Raw genomic sequence first — 20,988 nt, forward strand, 5'->3', positions numbered from 1 at the left:
CGATGGCCGCTCCCAAAATCACTGTTTTCGGCGCGGGTCTGATCGGTCGCCGCCACGTGGAACAAGCCACCGCGCAGGCACGGCTGGCCGCCATCGTTGACCCCACCGATGCGGCCCGAACGCTGGCCGCCGAGGCAGGCGTGCCGCATTTTGCCGACCCCGAAAGCTACCTCGCGGCAGAGCGCCCGGACGGCATTGTCATCGCCACGCCGAACCATTTGCACGCAGCACATGCGCTGGCCGCGATTGCCGCTGGCGTGCCGGTGCTGATCGAAAAGCCACTGGCAGACACGCGCGACAACGCCGACCGGATCGTGCAAGCGGCGCGGGCGGCAGACGTGCCGGTGCTGGTCGGTCATCACCGCCGACACAACCCGATTGTCGCCCGCGCCAAGGCCGAAATTGCCGCGGGCACACTGGGTCAGATCGTCGCCGTCCAAGGGCAATTCTGGCTTTACAAGCCCGCCGATTATTTTGAAGCGACCTGGCGCAAAGGCCCCGGTGCAGGACCTGCGATGATCAACTTCATCCACGATGTGGACCTGCTGCGCCACTTCTGCGGCGAGATTGTCGAGGTGCAGGCGATGCGCTCCAACGTCCGGCGCGGCCAATCTGTCGAAGACACAGCCGCTGTGCTTTTACGCTTTGAAAACGGTGCCTTGGGCACATTTTCGCTGTCTGACACCATCGCCGCACCTTGGAGCTGGGAAATGACATCGGGTGAAAACCCGATCTATCCGCATCATCCCGGCACTTGCTATACGATTGGCGGTACGCAGGCCGCCCTTTCCGTGCCAGACTTGCGGCTTTGGTCGCACGATGGCCCGCGCAGCTGGTGGAACCCGATCAACGCACAAACCCTTCAGGTGGACCACGCCGACGCCTTTGTGCGCCAGTTCAGCCACTTCATCGACGTCATCAATGGTGCGCCGCCTCTGGTCAGCGCCGAGGAGGGCCGCGCAAGCCTCGCTGCCGTTCTGGACGTGCTTCAGGCCACCTTGCCTGCACAGGAAACCCCATGAAAATCACTGCCGTCCAAAGCCATGTCCTGCAATACGACTTGCCCGAAGAGCTGGGATATTCGCAACAATACTACGCCCGCCGCACCGCCCATTTGGTCGAGATCTCGACAGACGAAGGCATCACCGGCTGGGGCGAATGTTTTGGCCCCGGCCCCATCGCCGTTGCCAACAAGGGCATCGTCGAAGGTGTCATCGCACCGATGATCCATGGCATGGACCCAATGGACCGCGACGTGATTTGGCACAAAGTCTACAACCTGATGCGCGACCACGGGCAAAAGGGCATGCCGATGCAATCGTTGTCGGGCGTCGACATCGCACTGTGGGACATCGCGGGCAAGGTCATGGGCCAACCCATTTACAACCTGCTGGGCGGCGCGCATCGCAGCTCTGTCCCGGTTTACGGCTATGGCATGATGCTCAAACGCGAAAGTGTGGCCGACCATGTGGCCCGCTTTACCGACGAGGCTGCCGCGATTCTTGATATGGGCTTTCAGGCCACCAAGATGAAAACCGGTCTTGGCCCGCGGGCGGATGTGCAGCTGTGTGCCGCCGTCGCCAAGGGGGTCGCGGGCAAGGGCCGCTTTATGGTCGATGCCAACCACTGCTACACCACATCGGATGCCTTTTACGTGGGCCGCGCACTGGACGAGATGGACGCCTATTGGTTCGAAGAACCCGTCGCCCCCGAAGACCTTGACGGCTATCGCGAATTGCGCGCCGGACTGAAAACCAACATCTCGGGCGGAGAGGCCGAATTTGGCCGCTGGGGCTGGCGCAACATCCTTGAAAATCGCGGTCTCGACATCGCCCAGCCCGAGGTTTGTGCCTTGGGCGGCATCACCGAATACCAGCGGGTTCTGGCGCTTTGCCATGCGCATTTCACACCGGTCATCAACCACGTCTGGGGCTCTGCCATTGCGGTGGCGACCAACCTGCATTTGCTGGCCGCGATGCCGCCCATGCCCGGAGGCCTGCACCCGTGGGAGCCGATGCTGGAATTTGACACCACCCACAACAGTTTCCGCGACGACCTGCTGACCGTCAGCCTTGATATCCAGGGTCAGGTGGCCCGCAATGGCGGCTGGGTCAGCATTCCAACGGGGCCGGGTCTTGGGGTTGAACCCGACAGGGACGTAATCGCCGCCTTCAAGATCTGCTAGCGCCGCCACCACGGAACCCCCTGACACACCACGGAAATTGCCCTGCGAACGGGCCGAAATGCCATGCGCACGTGCAGTTTCTGCCACAACTTTGCCCCATTTGGCCGCCATAAACGCTCGCGTAACCGCACTGGGGATGGGGCGGGTAAAAGGATGATGACGATGAAAAGCTCTGTGTTGAGCCTTGGTCTTGCTGCCGCGACGACCTCCACCGCATTCATGGCAACGCCGGTCACAGCCGATGCGCTGTCCGATTGTCTGGGGCGCCTCGGAGGTGCGATGGAGCATTCCATCACTCTGGTCGAGGCCGGATTCTTTCCGACGACCACATATGTCTGCCCCGGCGACATCGTGACATTCGAAAATTCCCATTGGTGGGCGCAATTTCGCATTGATTTTGGCTCTACCGAGTATTTCAGCGGCTGGGTGGCCCCCTATGCATCCCACCCCTCCATGGAATTCACGGTTGATGCGACCATGACAGACGTCGAATTCTACTCTCTGAAGTCACACCCTTACTACCCATCGGCATATAGGGGCTACATCTCCCTTGGCATCGCGCCCTACGATATGGACGACCTTTAGGCTTTGTCCGTCAGCGGGGCCTGCAGGTCTGGCCCCGTCGCTTTGTTCGAATTGACGGCAGTGCTGACGCGCTGCAGCACAAGCGCATCTTCGGGTGCGCTTTTCATCAATGTGGCAGCCCCCTTGCCCGCCTCGCCCAGCCATAACGGCCAGTCAGCGGGGTCAAGGATTACCGGCAAACGGTGGTGGATCGGGGCCATGGCCGCATTTGCATCCGTGGTGACCACAGCACAGGTCGTCAATGCATCACCGTCACGTTCCCAGTCCTGCCAAATGCCTGCCATCGCCATTGGTGCACCATCCGCACGGGTCACCCACCAGGGCAGCGGTGTTTGCCCCTCTTCGCGTTTCCATTCATAGAATCCATCCGCCACGACCAGACAGCGCCTATCGCGGCATGCTGCACGGAATGCAGGCTTTTCAGCAATCGTTTCGGCCCGCGCGTTGATCAGCAACGGCCCACCGCCCGGTTTCTTGTACCAATGCGGGATGAACCCCCAGCGCATCGGGCGCAGCCGGCGCGTACCCCCGTCCGACGTGACCGTATGCACCTGAACCGTGGGACACACGTTATAGTTCGGCACGTCCGGCAGGTCATTGGATGCCACAGCATCAAAGACCTGCGTCATCGCCTCATGCGGTAGGGTAATGGCCATGCGTCCACACATGGCCACCAATCTAGATCAGAAGTCGGTGGGCGCGCCACCCTCGGCCTTGCGACGATCCACAAAGGCGGCAAGTTCTTCTTTCACCGCGATGTCCATCGGCGGTTCTTCGAAGGTCGCAATAATGTCCTTGAACGTGCGGTGCGCGCGCTCTGCCGTCCAGATGCCGCCCGCGACCTCCCACGCCTCGAAATTGCGCCAGTCCGAGACGAAGGGCTGATAAAACGCCTCTTCATAACGGTCTTGCGTGTGCTGGATGCCAAAGAAGTGGCCGTTTGGACCGACCTCTTTGATCGCGTCCAACGCGATATCCTCTGGCGTGGTCGCGGTGATCTGAGGCTCCATATAACGCTGGATCATCTGCAAGACCTCGCAGTCCATCACGAACTTTTCGGGGCTGGCGATCAGCCCGCCTTCAAGCCAGCCCGCCGCGTGGTAAACCACATTGGTGCCCGACTGCACTGCCGACCAAAGCGAGTTTGAGGTTTCCCACATCGCCTGTCCATCTGGCACATTGGCCGCACATACGCCTGATGCGCGCATCGGCAAGCCATAGAACCGCGCCATCTGCCCAGTCATCTGCGTGGCGCGCATGTATTCCGGCGTGCCAAAGGCCGGTGCGCCGGACTTCATGTCCACATTGCTTGTGAAGGTGCCAATCACACAGGGCGCACCGGGCCGCACATATTGGAACAGGGCAATTGCGCTGATCGCCTCGGCGATCGACAGGGTCACAGCACCCGACATGGTCACCGGGGCCATCGCCCCCGCAAGGGTAAACGGTGTCACCACCACCGCCTGTCCACGCCGCACGCAACGCAGGCAGCCGTCGATCATCGGCACATCATGCTTCAGCGGGCTGGTCGAGTTGATGTTGGTATACATCCGTGGGGTGGCCTGGAATTCATCTTCGGACAAACTGCCCGCGATCTTGACCATCTCCATCACGTCTTCGACCCGCTCTTTGCCAAGACTATAGGCATGGGCCACTTTGTCGGTCAGCACCATCTTGTCGTGCACCACGTCCAGATGCCGCACGCTGGCATGCACGTCGACCGGTTCCACCGGATAGCCGCCCGCAAAATGGATACAGTTGAAATACTGCGTCAGCCGCAGCAAATCCGCGCATTGCTTGCGGCTGCCAGAGACCTTCTTGCCGATCTCAAGATCAAAATAATTGGGCGGAGAAGAGACATTGCCAAACAGGATATGCTTGCCACCAATGGTGATCTGCTTGTCGGGATTGCGCGGGGTGATTGTGAACTGACTGGGGGCGTGGCCCAGCATCTCCATCACCCAGTCGCGGCCCATCTTGACGTTGGTGCCGTCAACCTTGCAGCCCGCCTCTTTGAAAATCTCGATGGCTTCTTCATTCAGAAACTCAATCCCGATCTCTTCGAGGATACGCATCGCGCCATCGTGGATCGCCTGCACACCATCAGGGTCAAGCGGTTCTGTCGGGCGGTCGGTGTTGACCGGAATACGCCAGGGCATCTGGATGATGCTGGCCTGTCCGCGCCGCGCTGCATTACCTGCGCGCCCGCCGCCGCGTCGTCTGGGTGTGTCTGCCATTCTCAAGCCCTCCGTTGCGGGCAATTTGGCAAATGGCACAGCGCATGGATGCTGTTTTTGCGACAAATTCAGTCGTTTTTGTTCACACTCGCGATCCAACCCGGCAATTCCGCAACGGATGCCAATACCGCGTCGGCAAGAGGGGCCAGTTCCGCATCCGGTGCCGGGCCGGTCAGGACACCAACGGTACGCATCCCTGCCGCACGGCCCGCGTGCAGATCATGGGTGCTGTCGCCGACCATGACACAGGCGGCAGGGTCCAGCCCAGTCGCCGCACAGAACCCAAGCAATTGCCCCGGTGCCGGTTTGCCGCCAAATCCGCTGTCGTAACCTGCAATGAAATCAAAGGCATCCACGATTCCGGCCCGATCCAGATGCAGCCGCGCTGGGGCCTCGCTGTCGTTGGTCGCAATGCCAAGCTTCAGACCCATCGCATCCAAGGCGCCCATCAAGTCCGGCAGGTCCGCGGCCGCCACTTGCCCGACCTGACCGGCGTGGGCATCCATCCGCTGCAACAGGGCCGCACGGTCCCCCGGCACGACTGACAGGATGGCATCGGCCACCTCTTGCACGGTGCTGGCAATCACGATTGATCCGGGGCGGAAAACGCGGCCGTTCAGATCATAGCCCAGCACATCGGCCAGCTGCGCAGTCAGATCCGGGTCGCCGCCCGCCTCTGCCGCAATCATGCCCGCCGACCAAGCGCCCCAAGTCGCGTTGAAATCAAACAGCGTGCCGTCCTTGTCGAAAATCACACCTGAAATCATGCCGGCCCTCGCTTGACACTTCTGTCCCTCAAAGGGACGGTGCCCGCGACATGCCAAAGCTTCGTTCATACCGCAACCGTCCGTTCCATCTGGGGCCCTTCCCACTGGAAAAACTGGCCCGTGCGGAAAGCGTTGATCTGCGTGGACTGGCACCCATGACCGGCCTGTCCTTTCGCCGTCCCGATGACCCAACCAGCATTGTGGGCGCGATGCAGGACTATCAGGCGATGCTTGACGCAACCCGTGACGGGCTGATCAAGGCCGAGATGGCCGAGATCCCCGAAGATCTGACAGAACGCGCCAATCATCTGAAATCATTCGGCTATTATTGTGACGCGAGCATGGTCGGCACCTGCGAAATCCCGACAGAGGCTTGGCTGGATACGCCCCTGATCAACCCCGACGTGGACCGGTTGGCGGACAAGCTGCGTACCATGCAGCCCAAATCGCTGGCCGCAGGCATCGACGTGATCATGGCGGGGCTGCGCGAAAACATGGCGCGGCCTGCGGTTGAGTGCCGCCACCACAGCCACGCCTTGGTGTTTCTTTATGACATGCCGCGCGATCCCGAACATGACGAACCCGGCGCAGGCTGGATCGTGGGCGCACAGGCGCAGCGCGCCTGCCTGCGCGGCATGGAAACCGCCGTTACGCTGGCCAGCTACATCCGCACCTTGGGGTTTGAAGCGCGCGCACATTCGATGGCGGCCAGCGACGTGCATCTGGATGCCCTTGGGCTGTCTGCGGGGCTGTTACAGCGCGGCAAATGGCTGACCAATCCCTTTACCGGCGACCGCTATGGGCTGGCTGCCATCACCACCAACCTGGCCGTTGCCGCCGATAAACCCCTGTCGCCACACGCAAAGCCAGCTGTCAGCTATACCGCTGGCCTTGGCAACCACGCCAAGACCGCCCGCACCCGCGACCCCTTTGCACAACGCCAGTTTGCCGATGGTCCACACCCGTTTGAAACGCTCAAACGGGTGGATGACCCCACAACCTATATCGACACGGCCAATGTCGCGCGGGTGCCCAAACGGGCAAACCTATTTGCACGCGGATTGTTCGGCGACATGGGCAAACAGGTGCAAGAGGCCACCAAGAACGGCAATTACGTCCGCAAATCGGCTGCCGCCTTTGCCTTTCGCCCGTCGCTGGGGGCCTTTGTCCTGCTCCAGGATGGTCAGGCCGGACCGCGCCACCCCTCTACCACTGACGCGGCGCGCAATGCCGACAACATCAAGGCCGCACTTTACTTTCTGGGTGTGGATGCAGTGGGCCTTTCGGCCTGTCCCGACTGGGCCTATTACAGCCACGATGCGGCAGGCGAACCCATTGTTCCCTATCACAAAAATGCGATTTCGATGATCGTGGATCAGGGCCACGAAACGATGGAGGGCGCATCGGGCGATGACTGGATCGCTTGCGCGCAGTCCATGCGCGCCTACTTGCGGTTCTCGCTTTTGGGTGGGGTGCTGGCGCAGCATCTGCGCAACCTTGGCTACACCGCCCGCGTGCATTCGGTGATGGATGACGAGGTACTGCACCCGCCCTTGTTGCTGCTTTCCGGTCTGGGCGAGGTCAGCCGGATCGGAGAGGTGATCCTCAATCCGTTCCTTGGGCCCCGGCTGAAGTCCGGCGTGGTCACGACCGACATGCCCATGACCCATGACAAACCGATTGACTTCGGCCTGCAAAAGTTCTGCGAGGCCTGTAACAAATGCGCCCGCGAATGCCCCTCGGGCGCGATCACGGCGGGGCCAAAGCTGATGTTCAATGGCTATGAAATCTGGAAATCCGACAGCCAGAAATGCACCACCTATCGGGTCAGCCAAAAGAACGGTGCGATGTGCGGGCGTTGCATGAAGACCTGCCCGTGGAACCTCGAAGGGCTGTTTGCCGAAGAACCCTTTCGCAAACTTGCCATGACCGCGCCCGCATCGGCCAAGGCCTTGGCAAAGCTGGATGATTTGGTCGGCAAGGGGCGCATCAACCCGGTGAAAAAGTGGTGGTGGGATCTGGAAATGGTCGATGACGGGGCCTACCGCCCTTCGCCCCATCCGGTGAACCAGCGCGAGTTGCAGACGGACCTTGATTTGCGGTTCGAAGACCAGACGTTGGCCGTCTACCCTGCCCCGCTGGCACCGCCGCCGCACCCCTGGCCCGCGCCGATGGATCGCGAGGCCGGCATCGCTGCCTACAAGGCGATGATCCCGGCTGCCGAACACCAGCGCCGCCGCGCCAATGGCACGCCGCCTGAACACGTCTACACCGCCGACACTACGCCCAGCCCGGTGATCCCGGTGGTGATTGACGCGGTCGATCAGATGTCGGCCGATGTGACGCTTTATACCTTCCGCCGCAGCGATGGCGCGGACCTGCCGCCAGCGACAGCGGGCGCGCATATCGACGTTTTGGTGGCGCCCGAATTCTTCCGCCAATACTCGCTCTGCTCTGACCCCGCCGACCGATCCTGCTATCAAATCGCGGTGCTGCGCGAAGATCAGGGGCGTGGCGGGTCAAAGCTGATGCACCGGATTTTCACCAAGGGTCGCCGGGTCTTTGTCAGCCACCCCATCAACCACTTTCCCTTGGATGAAACGGCCTCTCACAGCATTCTCATGGGCGGCGGCATCGGCATTACCCCCATGATCGCGATGGCCCATGCGCTACATCGGAAAAGTGCTGATTTTGAGGTGCATTACAGCATCAAATCCCGCAATCAGGCCGGTTTTCTACAAGCGCTGACAGCGGTGCCCTGGGCCGACAAAGTGCACATTCATTGCTCTGCCGACGGTACACGCGCTGATCTCGACACGCTGCTGCGCTACCGCGATGGCGCGCATGTCTATACCTGCGGGCCGGACGCCTACATGGATGCGGTCATCGCGACCGCCACCGCCAACGGCTTTCCCGAAGACGCGCGCCATCTGGAATACTTCGCCGTCCCCGAAACGCCCGACTATGAAAACCACCCTTTCACGCTGGAGTTGCGCGATGGCCGACAGATTGCTGTCAGCGCCGATGAAACCGCAAGTGACGCGCTGATCCGCAAGGGCGAGCATGTCGATCTGAAGTGCAGCGATGGGCTGTGTGGTGTCTGCAAATGCGGCGTTCTCTCGGGCGAAGTCGAACACCGCGACTTTGTGCTGTCCAAGGATCAACGCAAATCCGCGATGATCCTGTGCCAAAGCCGCGCCGCACATCCTGGCGGCATCCTCAAGCTCGACAGATGAGCCTGCATCACCTGACATATCACTGCCAATACCGCTTTGAAGCCCCATGTGCTGCGGTCTTTGATGCAGCCATCCAGCCCCCCGAACAGGCGGTGGACCCGCATCTGCCGGGCGGGCTGTTGTCAACAACCCCGGTCTGGGGTTCCCCCGGCGAGGCGGGATATCAGGTGGTCGCGCGCTTTAGCTGGGGCACCGTTGACCTTGAAATGACCGAAACCACATTGGCCGCAGACCGCCCATTGAAATTGACCGTGGCCCAACGCCCCAACCGGTTCTTGCCCTACAACCCCGCCGAACGCCTGCCGCCCGTGGACAGCGACGTGCCAGCGCGGTTGGACCGACTTTTTGACAAAACCTACGGCAACCCGCCGATCATCACAGAAATCACCTTTGACTTCAGTCCGCTCAAAGGTGGCACCCTGGTTGATCTGTCCATCACCGCGCGCACCAGCACCAAGCCGGGATGGCTCAAGACCCGCCGCTGGAACAAATCTGTGCCTGAAGAAGCCGCGCGGATTTTGTCGCGGATCGAAGAGGCGCTTCAGGTCCAGTGAACCTGTTCGGCACCGGGCAAGGCATAACGCGCTGTTAAGGGGTCTTCGTATTTCAACCCTACCGTGTCACAAAATGCCATGACCCAGGCGTCGTCCATGGTCAGAAATTCCAGGACAGAGGCCTGAAAATCAGGCTCTCCCGCGCGGGCCCGCAAATCATCCACCGATGTGCCCGTTGCCCCCATAAACGTGGGGCAAAGCTCTTCATTGCTGACCAGCCAGCCAAGGGCCTGCAGGGCGATCGTTTGGGCGGATTCGGGGCTCATCTTGTTTCCTTACCTCTACGGAAACACATTATTAACCAATGCACACCAATGTGGCGAGTGACGGTAAACAGATTCTAAAGGTCCATCATGTCCGGACGCATATTGATCATCGACCATGTGGCGACCAACCGCATCGTTCTGAAGGTAAAGATGATGGCGGCGCAATATATGGTCGACACTTGCGAAACTTTCACTGAGGCCACAGACCTGATCGCCCGCGCCAAACCTGATCTGATCCTGATGAACCTGCAGGATCAAATGGAAGAAGGTTACGCCTATTGTCGTGCGCTGCGTGACAGCAGCACGACCCGCGATGTTGCAATCGTCTCGACCGGTTCCACCCAAACCGCCCGCGCACGGTTTCGCGCGCTGGACGCCGGTGCGGATGATGTCCTGCCCCGCCCGATCAGCGATGCGCTGCTGCTCAGCCGGGTGCGCAGCCTGCTCCGCCGCCGGAATGCCAACTTTGATTTGTTGCACCGCGACAGCACTGGGCATGGCAGCGCCTTTGGCTTTGAAGAAGACGCCGCACCGCGCCTTGCACCGGCGCGGGTGTCGGTGGTCAGCTACAATGCCGTGTCAGGCTTTACCTTCCTCAATGAACTGCAGGACGGCCTGAAACAGCCTGTGCAGCTGATTTCCGGCGCGCGGCAGTTTGCCACAATGCTTAGCCGTGGCACACCGGATGTGTTGGTGGTCAACGGGGCCGATGGCATGATCGAACAGGCGGGACTGTTGCAGATGGTCTGCGACTTCCGCGCCCGCGACCAGACGCGCCATGCCGCTCAATTGGTTATCGTCCGCGAAGGAGACACAGAACTGGCCGCCATGCTGCTGGATCTGGGAGCGGCTGACATCATCTTTGAAGGGGCCCCGCGCGAAGAACTGGTATTGCGCACGCAACGCCTGATCCGCAGCAAAACGTTTGAGGATCGCCTGCGCGCCCGCGTCCGCGAAGGGTTGCAGGCGGCTGTAACGGATCCGCTGACCGGCCTGTCAAATCGCCGCCACGCAGAGGCGCATTTGCAACGCCTTGCGCGTCATTCGCGCGACAGCGGGCAGCCCTATGCGCTGATTATGATTGACCTTGATCACTTCAAAACCATCAACGACCGCTTTGGTCATGCCGGTGGTGACCGCGTCCTGCGAGAGTTGTCGAAACGTCTTCAATCGGCCATGCAAAACGGCGAACTGGTCGCCCGCATCGGAGGAGAAGAATTCCTTGTGGCGCTGCCGGACACTGACATCCTGAACGCCGAAAAGATCGGACAGCGCCTGCGCAAACTGATCGGTGGCACGCCTTTCAGCATGGGCCGCGGTTATGACCCGCTGACGGTGACTGCCTCGGTCGGGATTGCTGTGCACAGCGATGCGATGGATCAGGCCGCTGATGACACGGCCTTGGGGCAAGTTTTCGAACGGGCCGATGCCGCACTTTACTCCGCCAAATCTGCCGGGCGCGACGCGGTTAGCGTCTGGTCATCCGCCGCCTAGATCAACGCCGCCGCCGCGTAGCGTCTGCAATCCGCTCTGCAAAGGCGGCACGTTCCTGCGCCGACATCTCCGTCACCCGTTCTGTCAATGCAGCGCGGGCGGCGTCTTTCAGCTTTTGCTGGCGCGCCTGAGGGATATTCAACGTCTCAGAAAAGGCCGCGGGATCAAAGGGGTCCGCCCGCAAGGCCGCAATCATCTCTTCAATGCCCGCCATGCCCGCACCATCGCGACCTGGCCGCAAATCGCGGTTCTGACGCAAGCTTTGCAGAATGGCGCGCCGGTCCTGTTGCGACAGCGCCTGCCCCACCGGGCCAAGCGACAGCTCGACTCCGCGCGGTGGTCCCTGTTTGCCGCCGCGCCACGCGAAACCTGCGAACATGCCGACCACGGCAAGGTTCAGCGCCAGCGACAAGACCAACACAATGCGCCAGATCGGGCGCCGACGCGGGCGTGCCGGATCAGCCATCTGTCAGCCCCTCTTCCGCAAATATTCCACCGTCGTCCCACAGGGTGACGGTATCCGTTGTACCAAACAGGCCCGCCGCTGCGTCCTCGATACTGGCGGGCGGTGCCACGCCCACCCAAAGTCCTGCGATGCCGGCAAGCGCCAACCCACCTGCAGCAGGCCAGCCGCCAACGGATGCGACAAGTTGCGCCCAGATGCTGCCGCGCGCTGCGTGATCCTTCAACTCGGGCGCGCGTGCTGCATCCGCCATCACGCGGGCCATCAGCGCGTCATCAGGTGCCGGTGCTATGCACGCAACATCGCGCAGCACGGCATCCGCCAAGGCCTCATCTTTGTTGTCTGTCTCAGGCATCGTCATATCCCAACTCTGCGCGGCGCCCAGCCAATTGGGCGGCCAGCGCACGTTTCCCCCGCGCGGTCAGACTTTCCACCGACCGCACGCTAATGTCCATGATTTCGGCGATTTCGGGGTTGGACAGCCCCTCCAGATGCCGCAAAGCCACGGCCTGCGCCTGCCGGTCCGGCAACGTCGACAATGCAGCGGACAACGCCTGCATCCGGGTCCGGGTTTGCAGCTGATCCGCCGCACTCTCGGCTGGATCAGCAGGATCAGCCACCGCATCCAGCGGCATATTGCGTTTGCGTTTGCGCAACTGGTCAATGCACAGGTTTGACACCACACGGTAAAGCCAGGTGCTGACCTGCGCCTCGCCACTGCGCCAATCGCTGGCCTGTCGCCACAGCCGCATCATCGCATCCTGCGCCACATCCTCTGCCGCCGCACGGTCTGCCAGCATCCGCGTGGCCTGCGCCAATGCACCGGGCAGCAATCGCCGCGCAAGCTCTTCTGCCGCCGCCGCTGTCCCACCCGCATAGGCGCGCAGCAGGTCGGCATCTGTCATCTCTGTCAGGGGCATGGTCATCATCACCAGACGTATCGGCTTCGTTGCCGTACGGCAACGGGCGCGGGGCCAGCCCCCTGCGCCCGCCAATGCCCCGGTCTTAGCCGCGGCCACCATGCCCGCGGCCCTTGCCACCTCGCTTGCCACCGCCGCGCTTGCCCATCCGCTCTTTGACGGCCTCGAACTCTTCGGCACTGATGCTACCGTCCTCGTCGGCATCGGCACGGGCGAACAAACGCTCTGCACGATCCGCCATGCGGCTGTCCTGCATCTCGGCCTGCTGCAACAGGCCGTCGCCGTTCTCGTCCAACCGTTCGATCATCCGGTCTGCACCGCGCGCGGCCCGCTCGGACATTTGCGCGGTCAGCTCTTCAGCGGACAAGGCCCCGTCGCCGTCGGCATCAGCCGCAGCAAAGCGCGCAGCACCTGCGGCTTGCATCTCTTCCAGCGTCAGCATCCCGTCGCCATCGGCATCCAACGTGGCAAAGTCAGGGCGGTCTGCCCGATCCTGTGCCGCCACCGGTACGGCATTCAACGTCAGACCCGCAGCAATCGCGATCATCAAGATTTGCGTCTTCATCATTCATTCCTTTTTGTTGTGGCATCTTGCCTGTCGATGCATGTCAAACGCCGCGCGCCGCCACTTCCGTCGCAAAAAATGCAACTAACCCCGCGTCAACTGCGCACAGGCCACGCAATCCCCTTTCAATTGCGACAAATCAGGCGCATCTGGGGATCAATATTGATAGGGTGAGATATGACCGATACTGCATCACCAGACACCGACCGCCCAGTGAAACCCGCAATCTGGAACGGGCTGCGCTGCCGCTGCCCGCGCTGCGGCGAAGGTGCGCTGTTTGCGGGCTACCTCAAGGTAACCCCAACCTGCACCCAGTGCGGGCAAGAGCTGCACCACCACCGCGCGGATGACGGACCTGCCTATCTGACCATCCTGCTTGTGGGTCACATCATGGGCTTCGTCATGCACCTGATGTGGAGCCAGCTGCGGCCAGAGCCGTGGGTCATGGCAACCGTCCTGACCACATTTGCGGTCGTGATGTCACTTTTCCTGTTGCCCCGGATGAAGGGCATGGTGGTTGCCATCCAATGGGCCAAACGCATGCATGGCTTCGGCACGGCCCCATGACCGCGATCCGCGACGCGGCCACCATCATCGTGCTGCGCGACAACGCGGTGCTCATGGGACAACGCGGCGCAACGGCGGCCTTCATGCCGAACAAATTCGTTTTTCCTGGCGGCGCCGTCGACACGGTTGATGCCACCGTCCCCATCTCGCCGCTGCATGACCGCATCGCAAGCCAATTGGCAGCAGAGTCGGCACTTGCACCTACCACCCTTGCCGCCGCCGCCATCCGAGAGCTTTGGGAAGAAACCGGGCAATGCCTGGGCCACCCCGCGCCCTGGCCTGATCCGCCGCAAGGCTGGCGCGGTTTTGCGGCCAGCGGCCATATCCCCCATGCCGCCGCCCTTAGCTTCTTCTTTCGCGCTGTCACGCCGCAGGGGCGCCCGCGCCGCTTTGATGCACGCTTTTTTCTGGCCGCGGCCGATGACCTGACCACCGACCCCGATGACTTTTCACGTGCCGAAGACGAATTGCGCCACCTGCAATGGATCCCCGTCCGCGACGCGCGCAACTTCGATCTGCCGTTTATCACGCAGGTCGTCTTGGGCGAGCTGGCCAGTTATCTGGCAAACCCCGGCCCGCTGACCGAAATCCCGTTCTTTCGCAACGATGACGAGGCGCATCTTGTCTCAAGGCTCAACGGTCGACACCCGCTGTCCACTTCTTCTGGCTAAAAATATCCCGGGGGTGTTTGCGGGGGCTGGCCCCTGCAAGGAGCGTGCGGCCGCGCACAAATCAATCATGTGCGGCGCAGCCGCTCCTTTTGTTGAAACCTCAGACGACCAGCACCAACAGCAGGATCGAACACAAGATCAGCGCCAACCCCTGCCATTCCCGGCGGCTGATCACCTCGCCGAACACCAGCCACCCCGCCAGCAGGGACAACAACAATTCCGCCTGTCCAACCGCCTTGACCAATGCCACGGTCTGCATCGTGAAGGCCACGAACCAGCCAATTGACCCCAGCATCGACGTGATCCCCACAAATCCGGCGACCCGCCATGCGGCCAGCACGCGCCCAATCTCGCCCTTTTCGCGCCAGACCAGCCAGACCGCCATGATCGCGGTCTGAAATGCGGTGACGCAGGCCAACGTCACAATCGCGCGCAAAAACGTATCGCCCGTCTCTAACCCCGTTGATGCACCGCGATAGGCCACGCCCGAAACCGCAAAAAGCGCACCAGACAAAAGCCCCAGCCCTGCCGCCTTGTTGAAAATACGTGTGTGCCATGCGCCTGTTGCATCGGGCGGATCGCTCAGCAGCAGGACACCCCCCAGCCCAATCAGGATCGCCACCAGCGCCCACATCGTGACACCTTCACCCAACACGATCAGCCCCATAGCTGCGGCCAACAGCACTTCGGTCTTTTTGAACGTGATGCCCACTGCAAAATTGCGTTGCGTGAAAATTGCCACCACACACATGGTCGCCACGATCTGGCTGATGCCGCCCACAATTGCAAAGGCCCAGAACCCGGCGTCAAAGCTGGGGCGGGCCTGCCCGGTCATCTGCGCATAGGTCACCGCAATCACCAGCACCAGGGGTGAGGAATAGATGAACCGCGCAAACGTCGACCCCGCCGTCGACAGCGTTGCCGTGCGGAGCATCTTTTGCAGCATAAACCGCAGCATCTGTGCCGTGGCCGCGCCAAGCGTGACAAATATCCAGGGTTCCATCAGGGCTTGGGATCAGGGTTTTCCGTGTTGCCGTCAACCGCAATCACCTGCCCGCTGACCCGTCGCGCCGCGTCAGAGGCCAAAAAGACCGCCATATCCGCGATATCTGCAGCACTGACAAATGTCCGCATCGAGGTGCCCGCTGCATAACCTTCATAGACCTGATCACGAGTCATGCCCTTGGCTTCCGCCTCGCGCGTTAGCACACCTTCCATCCGTGGCCCTTCCACGGCACCGGGGCAGATCGCATTGGCGCGGATCCCATGCGGGCCCAGTTCCATCGCTGCGGTTTTCATCAGCCCGATGATCCCCCACTTTGCCGCCGCATAGGGTGCGCGGTTGGGGTAGCCATAGATGCCTGCGGTCGACGCGGTATAGATGATCGCGCCCGCGCCATGTGCCTTCATCACCGGGGCTGCGTGCTTCGTCGCCAGAAACGCGCCTTCCAGGTTCACCGACACGCAGCGCTGCCAATCCGACAGGGCCACATCCTCAATCGCCGCTGTCGGCCCCGCGATGCCCGCATTAGCGCAGAGCACATCAAGGCCACCCCATTGCGTTTTGATTTGGCGGAATAAATCCCGCATCTTGCCTTCATCGGACGCATCCGCATGGGTCCGGTTCCAGGCACCGGGGCAGGTATCCAGCGCCCCCAGATCAACATCCGTCACCCAGACGTCATGCCCTGCGGCGGCAAACCCCTCGGCCATGGCAAATCCGATGCCCGCAGCCCCGGCAGTGATCAGCACCCGGCTCATCGTGTGCCAATCGCCGCACCCGCCCCATCCGGCAGCGGCAAATCACCATGTGCCGCCGCAAGCCGCGCCAATGGCACTGCCACACGCGCATCAGGCTCGCTGGCGCGCCGCGTCTCAAGGCTCACATGGATCAGCATGTGCTCACCTGTCGCCAGCAACCGCGCGCTATCATACATGGTGTGAAACAGGTGCAGCTTTTTGCCCGCACCGGCAATCACCTGCGTTTCAATCCTGATCCGCGTACCGGCATGCACCTCGTCCAGATGGCGGATATGTGTCTCGGCGGTGAAATAGCTGCCACCGCTGGCGATATAATCCGCATCACACCCCACCAACGCCATCAGCTTATCGGTGGCATCGCCAAAGGCCTGCAAATACCGCGCCTCGTTCATATGCCCGTTGTAATCTGTCCAATCAAGCGGAACGGCACGCGCCACCGTCACAACCGGGACGCTTAAATCTGCAATATCATCAAGCACTTCTGGCAAGTTACTCACCCGCGCATCCTGCGCATTCAGCAACTTGCCCGCCCCCCAGTCCTGCGCTTTCAGCCCGCGCAGAATGGTCACCAGATTGTTGTCGCGCACCCGTTCAAGTTCGCGGATCGAATGCGTCCCCGATTGCGCATCCGACTGATCTGCAATGGTGTCGATCAGGTCATCGGTCAGCTCTGGCACATCCATCAGCTTGGTCCAGGGCCACTGCAGCGCCGGGCCAAACTGCGCCATGAAATGCCGCATCCCCGCTTCGCCCCCCGCCACGCGGTAGGTCTCGAACAGGCCCATCTGCGCCCAGCGCAGGCCAAAGCCATAGCGGATCGCATCGTCGATCTCTTCGGTGGTAGCGATGCCATCCTTGATCAGCCACAGCGCCTCGCGCCAGACGGCCTCCAGGAACCTGTCCGCGATATGGGCGTCAATCTCCTTGCGCACCCGCAGCGGATGCATCCCGATCCCGGTCAGGATTTCGGCGGCCTTGTCCACGAGGGCGGGCGAATTGCGATCCGTCGCCACGAGTTCCACCAACGGCAACAGATAGACGGGGTTAAACGGATGGGTCACGACGATCTGTTCGGGCCGCGTGGCGCAGTCCTGCAGCTCGTTGGGTTTAAAGCCAGAGGTTGACGACCCGATCACAGCACCCGGATCACACGCGGTCTGAAGGGCCTGATACACCTTGCGTTTCAGCTCGATCCGTTCTGGAACGCTTTCCTGTATCCACGCAGCGCCTGCAACCGCATCCGACATCGTGTCATGAAACGTAAGCCGCCCTTCGGCAGGCAGGTCCACATCCGACAGGCCCGGCAGCGACCGGCGCGCATTGTCCAGCACTTCGCCGATCTTGCGCTGCGCTTCTGGGTCGGGGTCAAAGACCCGTACATCCCACCCCATCAACAGGAACCGCGCGGCCCAGCCGCCGCCAATCACGCCACCGCCAATGATTGCTGCAATCATCCCTGCACCTCCATCAGTCGCGACAGATCATAGCCATTGAAATCAAGTACTTCGCGGGCGGCCTTCAACCTGTCCGCAGGGATCACCGGATCGCGGTTCAGGATCCAGCCAGACCGCCCGTTGGGCGCGCCCACAACGGCGGTGCGATAGGTTTCATCCGTCCACAGCACCCAGTAATCCGCAGCACCAAACGGGACAGAGGGGAACGACACCTTTAACCGCCCTGGCCCGACAATGGTCGCCGTGCCTTCGATGACCGACCGCACCGCGCCATCCGCGCCGCGACAGGTGTTGCGCACCGAAATCCGCCCATCCGGCAAGGCGCCATATTCCGCGGTCACGCCACGGCACCCCGCCTCGAACGGCACCGGATAGCGCGCGACCTCGTACCAGGTACCAAGGTATTTTGCGGGCTCAAACAGCGCCTTGCTGGCAATCGGCACATCAGTGTCGCGATATACCTCGAACAATCCGCCCACGTCTTCACCGGGCGCGGCCCCGCAAGCGGCCAGCAACATCAGCGCAAAAAGCCGCTTCACACCGGGGCCTGCTTGGTCAGACCCAGCTTTTCGCGCACCTCTTGGGGGCCGATGACCCGCGCACCAAGGTTTTCAATGATCCCCACCGCGCGTTCGACCAGTTGCGCATTCGTGGCCATCACGCCGCGATCCAGCATCAGGTTATCCTCTAGCCCCACGCGCACATTGCCCCCTGCCAAGACGCTTGCCGCGACATAGGGCATCTGGCTGCGACCCAGCCCAAAGGCGCTGAACGTCCAGTCGTCGGGCACATTATTGACCATCGCCATAAACGTGTTCAGATCATCCGGCGCGCCCCACGGCACCCCCATGCACAGTTGCACCAGCGCGTTCGGCTCCAGCACACCATCCGCCACCAATTGCTTGGCATACCACAGATGCCCGGTGTCAAACGCCTCGATCTCGGGCTTCACGCCCAGTTCGGTCATCATTCGCCCCATCGCGGTCAACATGCCGGGCGTGTTGGTCATCACATAATCAGCTTCGGCAAAGTTCATGGTGCCGCAATCTAGCGTGCAAATCTCTGGCCGGCATTCGGCCACATGGGCCACCCGTTCGGTGGCCCCCACCATATCGGTGCCTGCAACCGTGGGCAGCGGCGCTTCGGTGCCACCAAACACGATATCGCCGCCCATGCCCGCGGTGAGGTTCAGCACCACATCCACTTCGGCGGCGCGAATGCGGTCGGTGACTTCACGGTAAAGCTCTAACCGACGCGATGGCGCACCGCTCTCGGGGTCCCGTACGTGGCAATGCACCACCGCCGCACCAGCCTTGGCGGCATCAATCGCACTTTCGGCAATCTGTTGCGGGCTGCGCGGCACATGCGGGCTGCGGTCTTGCGTGCTGCCTGACCCGGTCACCGCACAGGTCACAAAGACCTCTCTGTTCATGTTGAGTGGCATCTGGACCCTCCCCTGTTTAGGCGACCGTCCGCGATTCCCGCCCATCTGACAAGCCATGTTGACACAGCGCCACCCAATCGGTCACAAGGTCGCCATGACAGATCGCATCCGCATCGCAGCCCCTTATTTTACCGCGCCACATTAGGCGGCGGGTTTGCTTTGATATGTGATTGACCCAAGCCGCCGCAGGGCGGCTTTTTGTTGGGCGGTCCTGTGACCCGATACAAGGACCAAGAGATGACCAACATTACCCCTGCCCGACCGGCTGATCTGCCGGAGATCTTGCGCCTTGTGCGCGCACTGTCAGCATTTCATGGCGACACCGCGACCGTCACACTGGAAGAGCTGCAAAGCTTCTTCTTTGACCCCGGCGCGCCTGCCACGGCGCTTCTGGCCCATGACGGACATCAGGTTGTCGGATACGCGGGCCTTTTGCCGCATATCCGGTTGCATTCAGCGGAACGCACGCTGGATATCCAGCACCTCTACGTGGTGGAAACCCACCGCAACCGCGGTGTGGGCCGCGCGCTGATCGACGGCGCGCGCGCTGTAGCGGCCCGGCAGGGGTGCTTTCGCATGACCATCGGGACCGACCCCGACAATGCCGCCGCGCAGGCGGCCTATCGCGCGATGGGCTGGGAAGAGATTACCCAGTACCACCCAAGGTTCAAATGGCTGTTGTCAGAGGCCGAACCCGTTGCGGCACCACCGCCCTAATAGGGCATCGGGCTTGCGCGATGGGCCAGATCAATTTCGGCCAGCACGTCGTCCGACAGCGCCACCGCGTCGCCCGCCAGCAGATGCTGAAGCTGCGCGGTTGTCGTGGCCCCGAAGATCGCAGAGATCGGAAAGGGCCGCGTCCGCTGCCAAGCCATCGCCATATGCACCGGGTCCAGCCCATGCTTGGCCGCCACATCCAGATAGACCTGCGTGGTGGGCAGTGTGCGCGGCGTCATCCTCCCGCCCAAGCGCCCGTCGCCGACATCGCGGCGGCTGGCAGGCGGGGTCACATTGCCCTGATACTTGCCCGTCAGGATACCGGCGGCCAGCGGCGAAAAGGACAACAGCGTGATATCTTCGTTCACGGCCATTTCCGCCATGTCGGTATCGTACAGACGGCACAGCAGCGAATATTCGTTTTGCACGCTCACCATCCGCGGCAGGCCCATTTCCTCAGCAATCCGGCACCACTGCGTCATGCCCCAGGCGCTTTCGTTTGACATGCCAATGGCTCGGATCTTGCCAGCCTTCACGGCATCGTCCAGCGCGCCCAACACATCGGCCATGTGGTCCATCGTTTGCTGCCGGTTCTGGCCGCTGGGGTCATAGGTCCAGTTCTGGCGGAACATATAAGACCCACGCATCGGCCAGTGCATCTGGTAAAGGTCGATATAATCGGTTTTCAGCTTTTTGAGCGAAAAATCAATCGCTTCAGGGATGACCTTGCTGTCATATCCTTTGCCGTCACGCACCCAGCCGGGGTTGTCGCCGCTGACCTTGGTGGCAATCACCACCTCATCCCGGCGGCCGGTCTTGGCCAGCCATTCGCCAATCACCCGCTCGGAATTACCTGCCGTCTCGGCGCTGACCGGGTTCACGGGATACATCTCTGCGGTGTCCAGAAAATTGATCCCAGCCTCCAGCGCCATGTCGATCTGGCTGTGCGCATCATCCTGGCTGGTCTGATTGCCAAAGGTCATCGTGCCAAGGCACCAGTCAGAGACCTGAATGTCTGTGCGGCCAAGGGGGATCATTTTCATCGGGCGGGGTCCTTTCCTGCGTCGGGCGAACCCTAATGCCCCGCGAGGTGGTGACAAGG

At 61.7% G+C, this 20,988-nt stretch carries 23 protein-coding genes; 9 read left to right on the plus strand and 14 right to left on the minus strand.

The features are described from left to right. Window positions 1-2 precede the first annotated feature (2 nt). The 3 genes from AB3Y40_RS12250 (at window position 3) to AB3Y40_RS12260 (ending at window position 2,770) form a co-directional block, all read left to right on the plus strand. Entirely contained in the window at window positions 3-1,022 is a 1,020-nt protein-coding gene (locus tag AB3Y40_RS12250; RefSeq protein ID WP_369439071.1) for a Gfo/Idh/MocA family protein, read from the plus strand. Beyond that, window positions 1,019-2,185, plus strand: a complete 1,167-nt coding sequence (locus AB3Y40_RS12255) for a mandelate racemase/muconate lactonizing enzyme family protein (protein ID WP_369439072.1) — start codon at window positions 1,019-1,021, stop codon at window positions 2,183-2,185. Before AB3Y40_RS12250 ends, AB3Y40_RS12255 begins: the two co-directional genes overlap by 4 nt. A gap of 162 nt (window positions 2,186-2,347) precedes the next feature. Continuing rightward, on the plus strand, window positions 2,348-2,770 hold the full coding sequence (locus AB3Y40_RS12260; RefSeq protein WP_369439073.1) for a hypothetical protein: 423 nt from the start codon (window positions 2,348-2,350) through the stop codon (window positions 2,768-2,770). On the opposite strand, the gene AB3Y40_RS12265 is transcribed toward AB3Y40_RS12260, so the two are convergent. The 3 genes from AB3Y40_RS12265 to AB3Y40_RS12275 all read right to left on the minus strand — a co-directional run bounded on the left by AB3Y40_RS12265 (window position 2,767) and on the right by AB3Y40_RS12275 (window position 5,774). Then, window positions 2,767-3,438 (minus strand): SOS response-associated peptidase, encoded by a 672-nt coding sequence (locus AB3Y40_RS12265; RefSeq protein WP_369439074.1) that lies wholly within the window; start codon window positions 3,436-3,438, stop codon window positions 2,767-2,769. The genes AB3Y40_RS12260 and AB3Y40_RS12265 overlap by 4 nt on opposite strands. Before the next feature lie 15 nt (window positions 3,439-3,453). Further along, a complete protein-coding gene (locus tag AB3Y40_RS12270) occupies window positions 3,454-5,007 on the minus strand; it encodes a trimethylamine methyltransferase family protein (protein WP_369439075.1) in 1,554 nt (517 codons plus the stop codon). A 68-nt stretch (window positions 5,008-5,075) separates the two neighbouring features. Then, entirely contained in the window at window positions 5,076-5,774 is a 699-nt protein-coding gene (locus AB3Y40_RS12275) for an HAD family hydrolase (protein ID WP_369439076.1), read from the minus strand. Between the two features lie 50 nt (window positions 5,775-5,824). Between AB3Y40_RS12275 and AB3Y40_RS12280 the strand changes: the two genes are divergently transcribed. Both AB3Y40_RS12280 and AB3Y40_RS12285 read left to right on the plus strand, forming a co-directional pair. Next, window positions 5,825-9,010 (plus strand): reductive dehalogenase, encoded by a 3,186-nt coding sequence (locus AB3Y40_RS12280; protein ID WP_369439077.1) that lies wholly within the window; start codon window positions 5,825-5,827, stop codon window positions 9,008-9,010. After that, window positions 9,007-9,564, plus strand: a complete 558-nt coding sequence (locus tag AB3Y40_RS12285) for a hypothetical protein (protein WP_369439078.1) — start codon at window positions 9,007-9,009, stop codon at window positions 9,562-9,564. The genes AB3Y40_RS12280 and AB3Y40_RS12285 overlap by 4 nt, the downstream gene beginning before the upstream one ends. Here AB3Y40_RS12285 and AB3Y40_RS12290 read toward each other — a convergent pair. Further along, window positions 9,552-9,830 carry a DUF3572 domain-containing protein gene (locus tag AB3Y40_RS12290; protein WP_369439079.1) on the minus strand — a complete coding sequence of 93 codons (279 nt, stop codon included), beginning with the start codon at window positions 9,828-9,830 and terminating at the stop codon, window positions 9,552-9,554. The genes AB3Y40_RS12285 and AB3Y40_RS12290 overlap by 13 nt on opposite strands. Window positions 9,831-9,917: 87 nt before the next feature. Here AB3Y40_RS12290 and AB3Y40_RS12295 point away from each other — a divergent pair, with 87 nt between their 5' ends. Beyond that, the gene (locus AB3Y40_RS12295) at window positions 9,918-11,324 is read left to right on the plus strand and encodes a diguanylate cyclase domain-containing protein (protein ID WP_369439080.1); all 1,407 of its coding nucleotides are present in this window, start codon (window positions 9,918-9,920) and stop codon (window positions 11,322-11,324) included. A 1-nt stretch (window position 11,325) separates the two neighbouring features. On the opposite strand, the gene AB3Y40_RS12300 is transcribed toward AB3Y40_RS12295, so the two are convergent. The 4 genes from AB3Y40_RS12300 to AB3Y40_RS12315 all read right to left on the minus strand — a co-directional run bounded on the left by AB3Y40_RS12300 (window position 11,326) and on the right by AB3Y40_RS12315 (window position 13,272). Continuing rightward, window positions 11,326-11,790 carry a periplasmic heavy metal sensor gene (locus tag AB3Y40_RS12300; RefSeq protein ID WP_369439081.1) on the minus strand — a complete coding sequence of 155 codons (465 nt, stop codon included), beginning with the start codon at window positions 11,788-11,790 and terminating at the stop codon, window positions 11,326-11,328. Beyond that, window positions 11,783-12,142 (minus strand): hypothetical protein, encoded by a 360-nt coding sequence (locus AB3Y40_RS12305; RefSeq protein WP_369439082.1) that lies wholly within the window; start codon window positions 12,140-12,142, stop codon window positions 11,783-11,785. Before AB3Y40_RS12305 ends, AB3Y40_RS12300 begins: the two co-directional genes overlap by 8 nt. Continuing rightward, on the minus strand, window positions 12,135-12,716 hold the full coding sequence (locus AB3Y40_RS12310; protein WP_459553982.1) for an RNA polymerase sigma factor: 582 nt from the start codon (window positions 12,714-12,716) through the stop codon (window positions 12,135-12,137). The genes AB3Y40_RS12305 and AB3Y40_RS12310 overlap by 8 nt, the downstream gene beginning before the upstream one ends. Window positions 12,717-12,792: 76 nt before the next feature. Further along, window positions 12,793-13,272: an EF-hand domain-containing protein gene (locus AB3Y40_RS12315; protein ID WP_369439083.1), complete on the minus strand. Its 480-nt coding sequence runs from the start codon at window positions 13,270-13,272 to the stop codon at window positions 12,793-12,795. A gap of 177 nt (window positions 13,273-13,449) precedes the next feature. Between AB3Y40_RS12315 and AB3Y40_RS12320 the strand changes: the two genes are divergently transcribed. Beyond that, on the plus strand, window positions 13,450-13,839 hold the full coding sequence (locus tag AB3Y40_RS12320; RefSeq protein WP_369439084.1) for a DUF983 domain-containing protein: 390 nt from the start codon (window positions 13,450-13,452) through the stop codon (window positions 13,837-13,839). Beyond that, a complete protein-coding gene (locus AB3Y40_RS12325; RefSeq protein WP_369439085.1) occupies window positions 13,836-14,510 on the plus strand; it encodes an NUDIX domain-containing protein in 675 nt (224 codons plus the stop codon). The genes AB3Y40_RS12320 and AB3Y40_RS12325 overlap by 4 nt, the downstream gene beginning before the upstream one ends. Window positions 14,511-14,610: 100 nt before the next feature. Here AB3Y40_RS12325 and AB3Y40_RS12330 read toward each other — a convergent pair whose 3' ends face one another. Genes AB3Y40_RS12330 through AB3Y40_RS12350 form a run of 5 tightly spaced genes read right to left on the minus strand, consistent with a single transcriptional unit; the run spans window position 14,611 to window position 19,169 of the window. Next, complete coding sequence (locus AB3Y40_RS12330; protein WP_369439086.1) at window positions 14,611-15,513, minus strand: EamA family transporter; 903 nt, start codon at window positions 15,511-15,513, stop codon at window positions 14,611-14,613. Beyond that, window positions 15,513-16,271: an SDR family oxidoreductase gene (locus AB3Y40_RS12335; RefSeq protein WP_369439087.1), complete on the minus strand. Its 759-nt coding sequence runs from the start codon at window positions 16,269-16,271 to the stop codon at window positions 15,513-15,515. The genes AB3Y40_RS12330 and AB3Y40_RS12335 overlap by 1 nt, the downstream gene beginning before the upstream one ends. Further along, complete coding sequence (locus tag AB3Y40_RS12340; protein WP_369439088.1) at window positions 16,268-17,725, minus strand: carnitine 3-dehydrogenase; 1,458 nt, start codon at window positions 17,723-17,725, stop codon at window positions 16,268-16,270. The genes AB3Y40_RS12335 and AB3Y40_RS12340 overlap by 4 nt, the downstream gene beginning before the upstream one ends. Continuing rightward, window positions 17,722-18,264 (minus strand): lipocalin family protein, encoded by a 543-nt coding sequence (locus tag AB3Y40_RS12345; RefSeq protein WP_369439089.1) that lies wholly within the window; start codon window positions 18,262-18,264, stop codon window positions 17,722-17,724. The genes AB3Y40_RS12340 and AB3Y40_RS12345 overlap by 4 nt, the downstream gene beginning before the upstream one ends. Continuing rightward, complete coding sequence (locus tag AB3Y40_RS12350) at window positions 18,261-19,169, minus strand: beta-keto acid cleavage family enzyme (protein ID WP_369439090.1); 909 nt, start codon at window positions 19,167-19,169, stop codon at window positions 18,261-18,263. Before AB3Y40_RS12350 ends, AB3Y40_RS12345 begins: the two co-directional genes overlap by 4 nt. Window positions 19,170-19,406: 237 nt before the next feature. Here AB3Y40_RS12350 and AB3Y40_RS12355 point away from each other — a divergent pair, with 237 nt between their 5' ends. Continuing rightward, entirely contained in the window at window positions 19,407-19,886 is a 480-nt protein-coding gene (locus AB3Y40_RS12355) for a GNAT family N-acetyltransferase (RefSeq protein WP_369439091.1), read from the plus strand. On the opposite strand, the gene AB3Y40_RS12360 is transcribed toward AB3Y40_RS12355, so the two are convergent. After that, window positions 19,883-20,929 carry an aldo/keto reductase gene (locus AB3Y40_RS12360; RefSeq protein WP_369439092.1) on the minus strand — a complete coding sequence of 349 codons (1,047 nt, stop codon included), beginning with the start codon at window positions 20,927-20,929 and terminating at the stop codon, window positions 19,883-19,885. The genes AB3Y40_RS12355 and AB3Y40_RS12360 overlap by 4 nt on opposite strands. Window positions 20,930-20,988: the final 59 nt, after the last annotated feature.

The organism is Yoonia sp. R2331 (assembly GCF_041103235.1).
Lineage (GTDB): Bacteria > Pseudomonadota > Alphaproteobacteria > Rhodobacterales > Rhodobacteraceae > CANMYO01.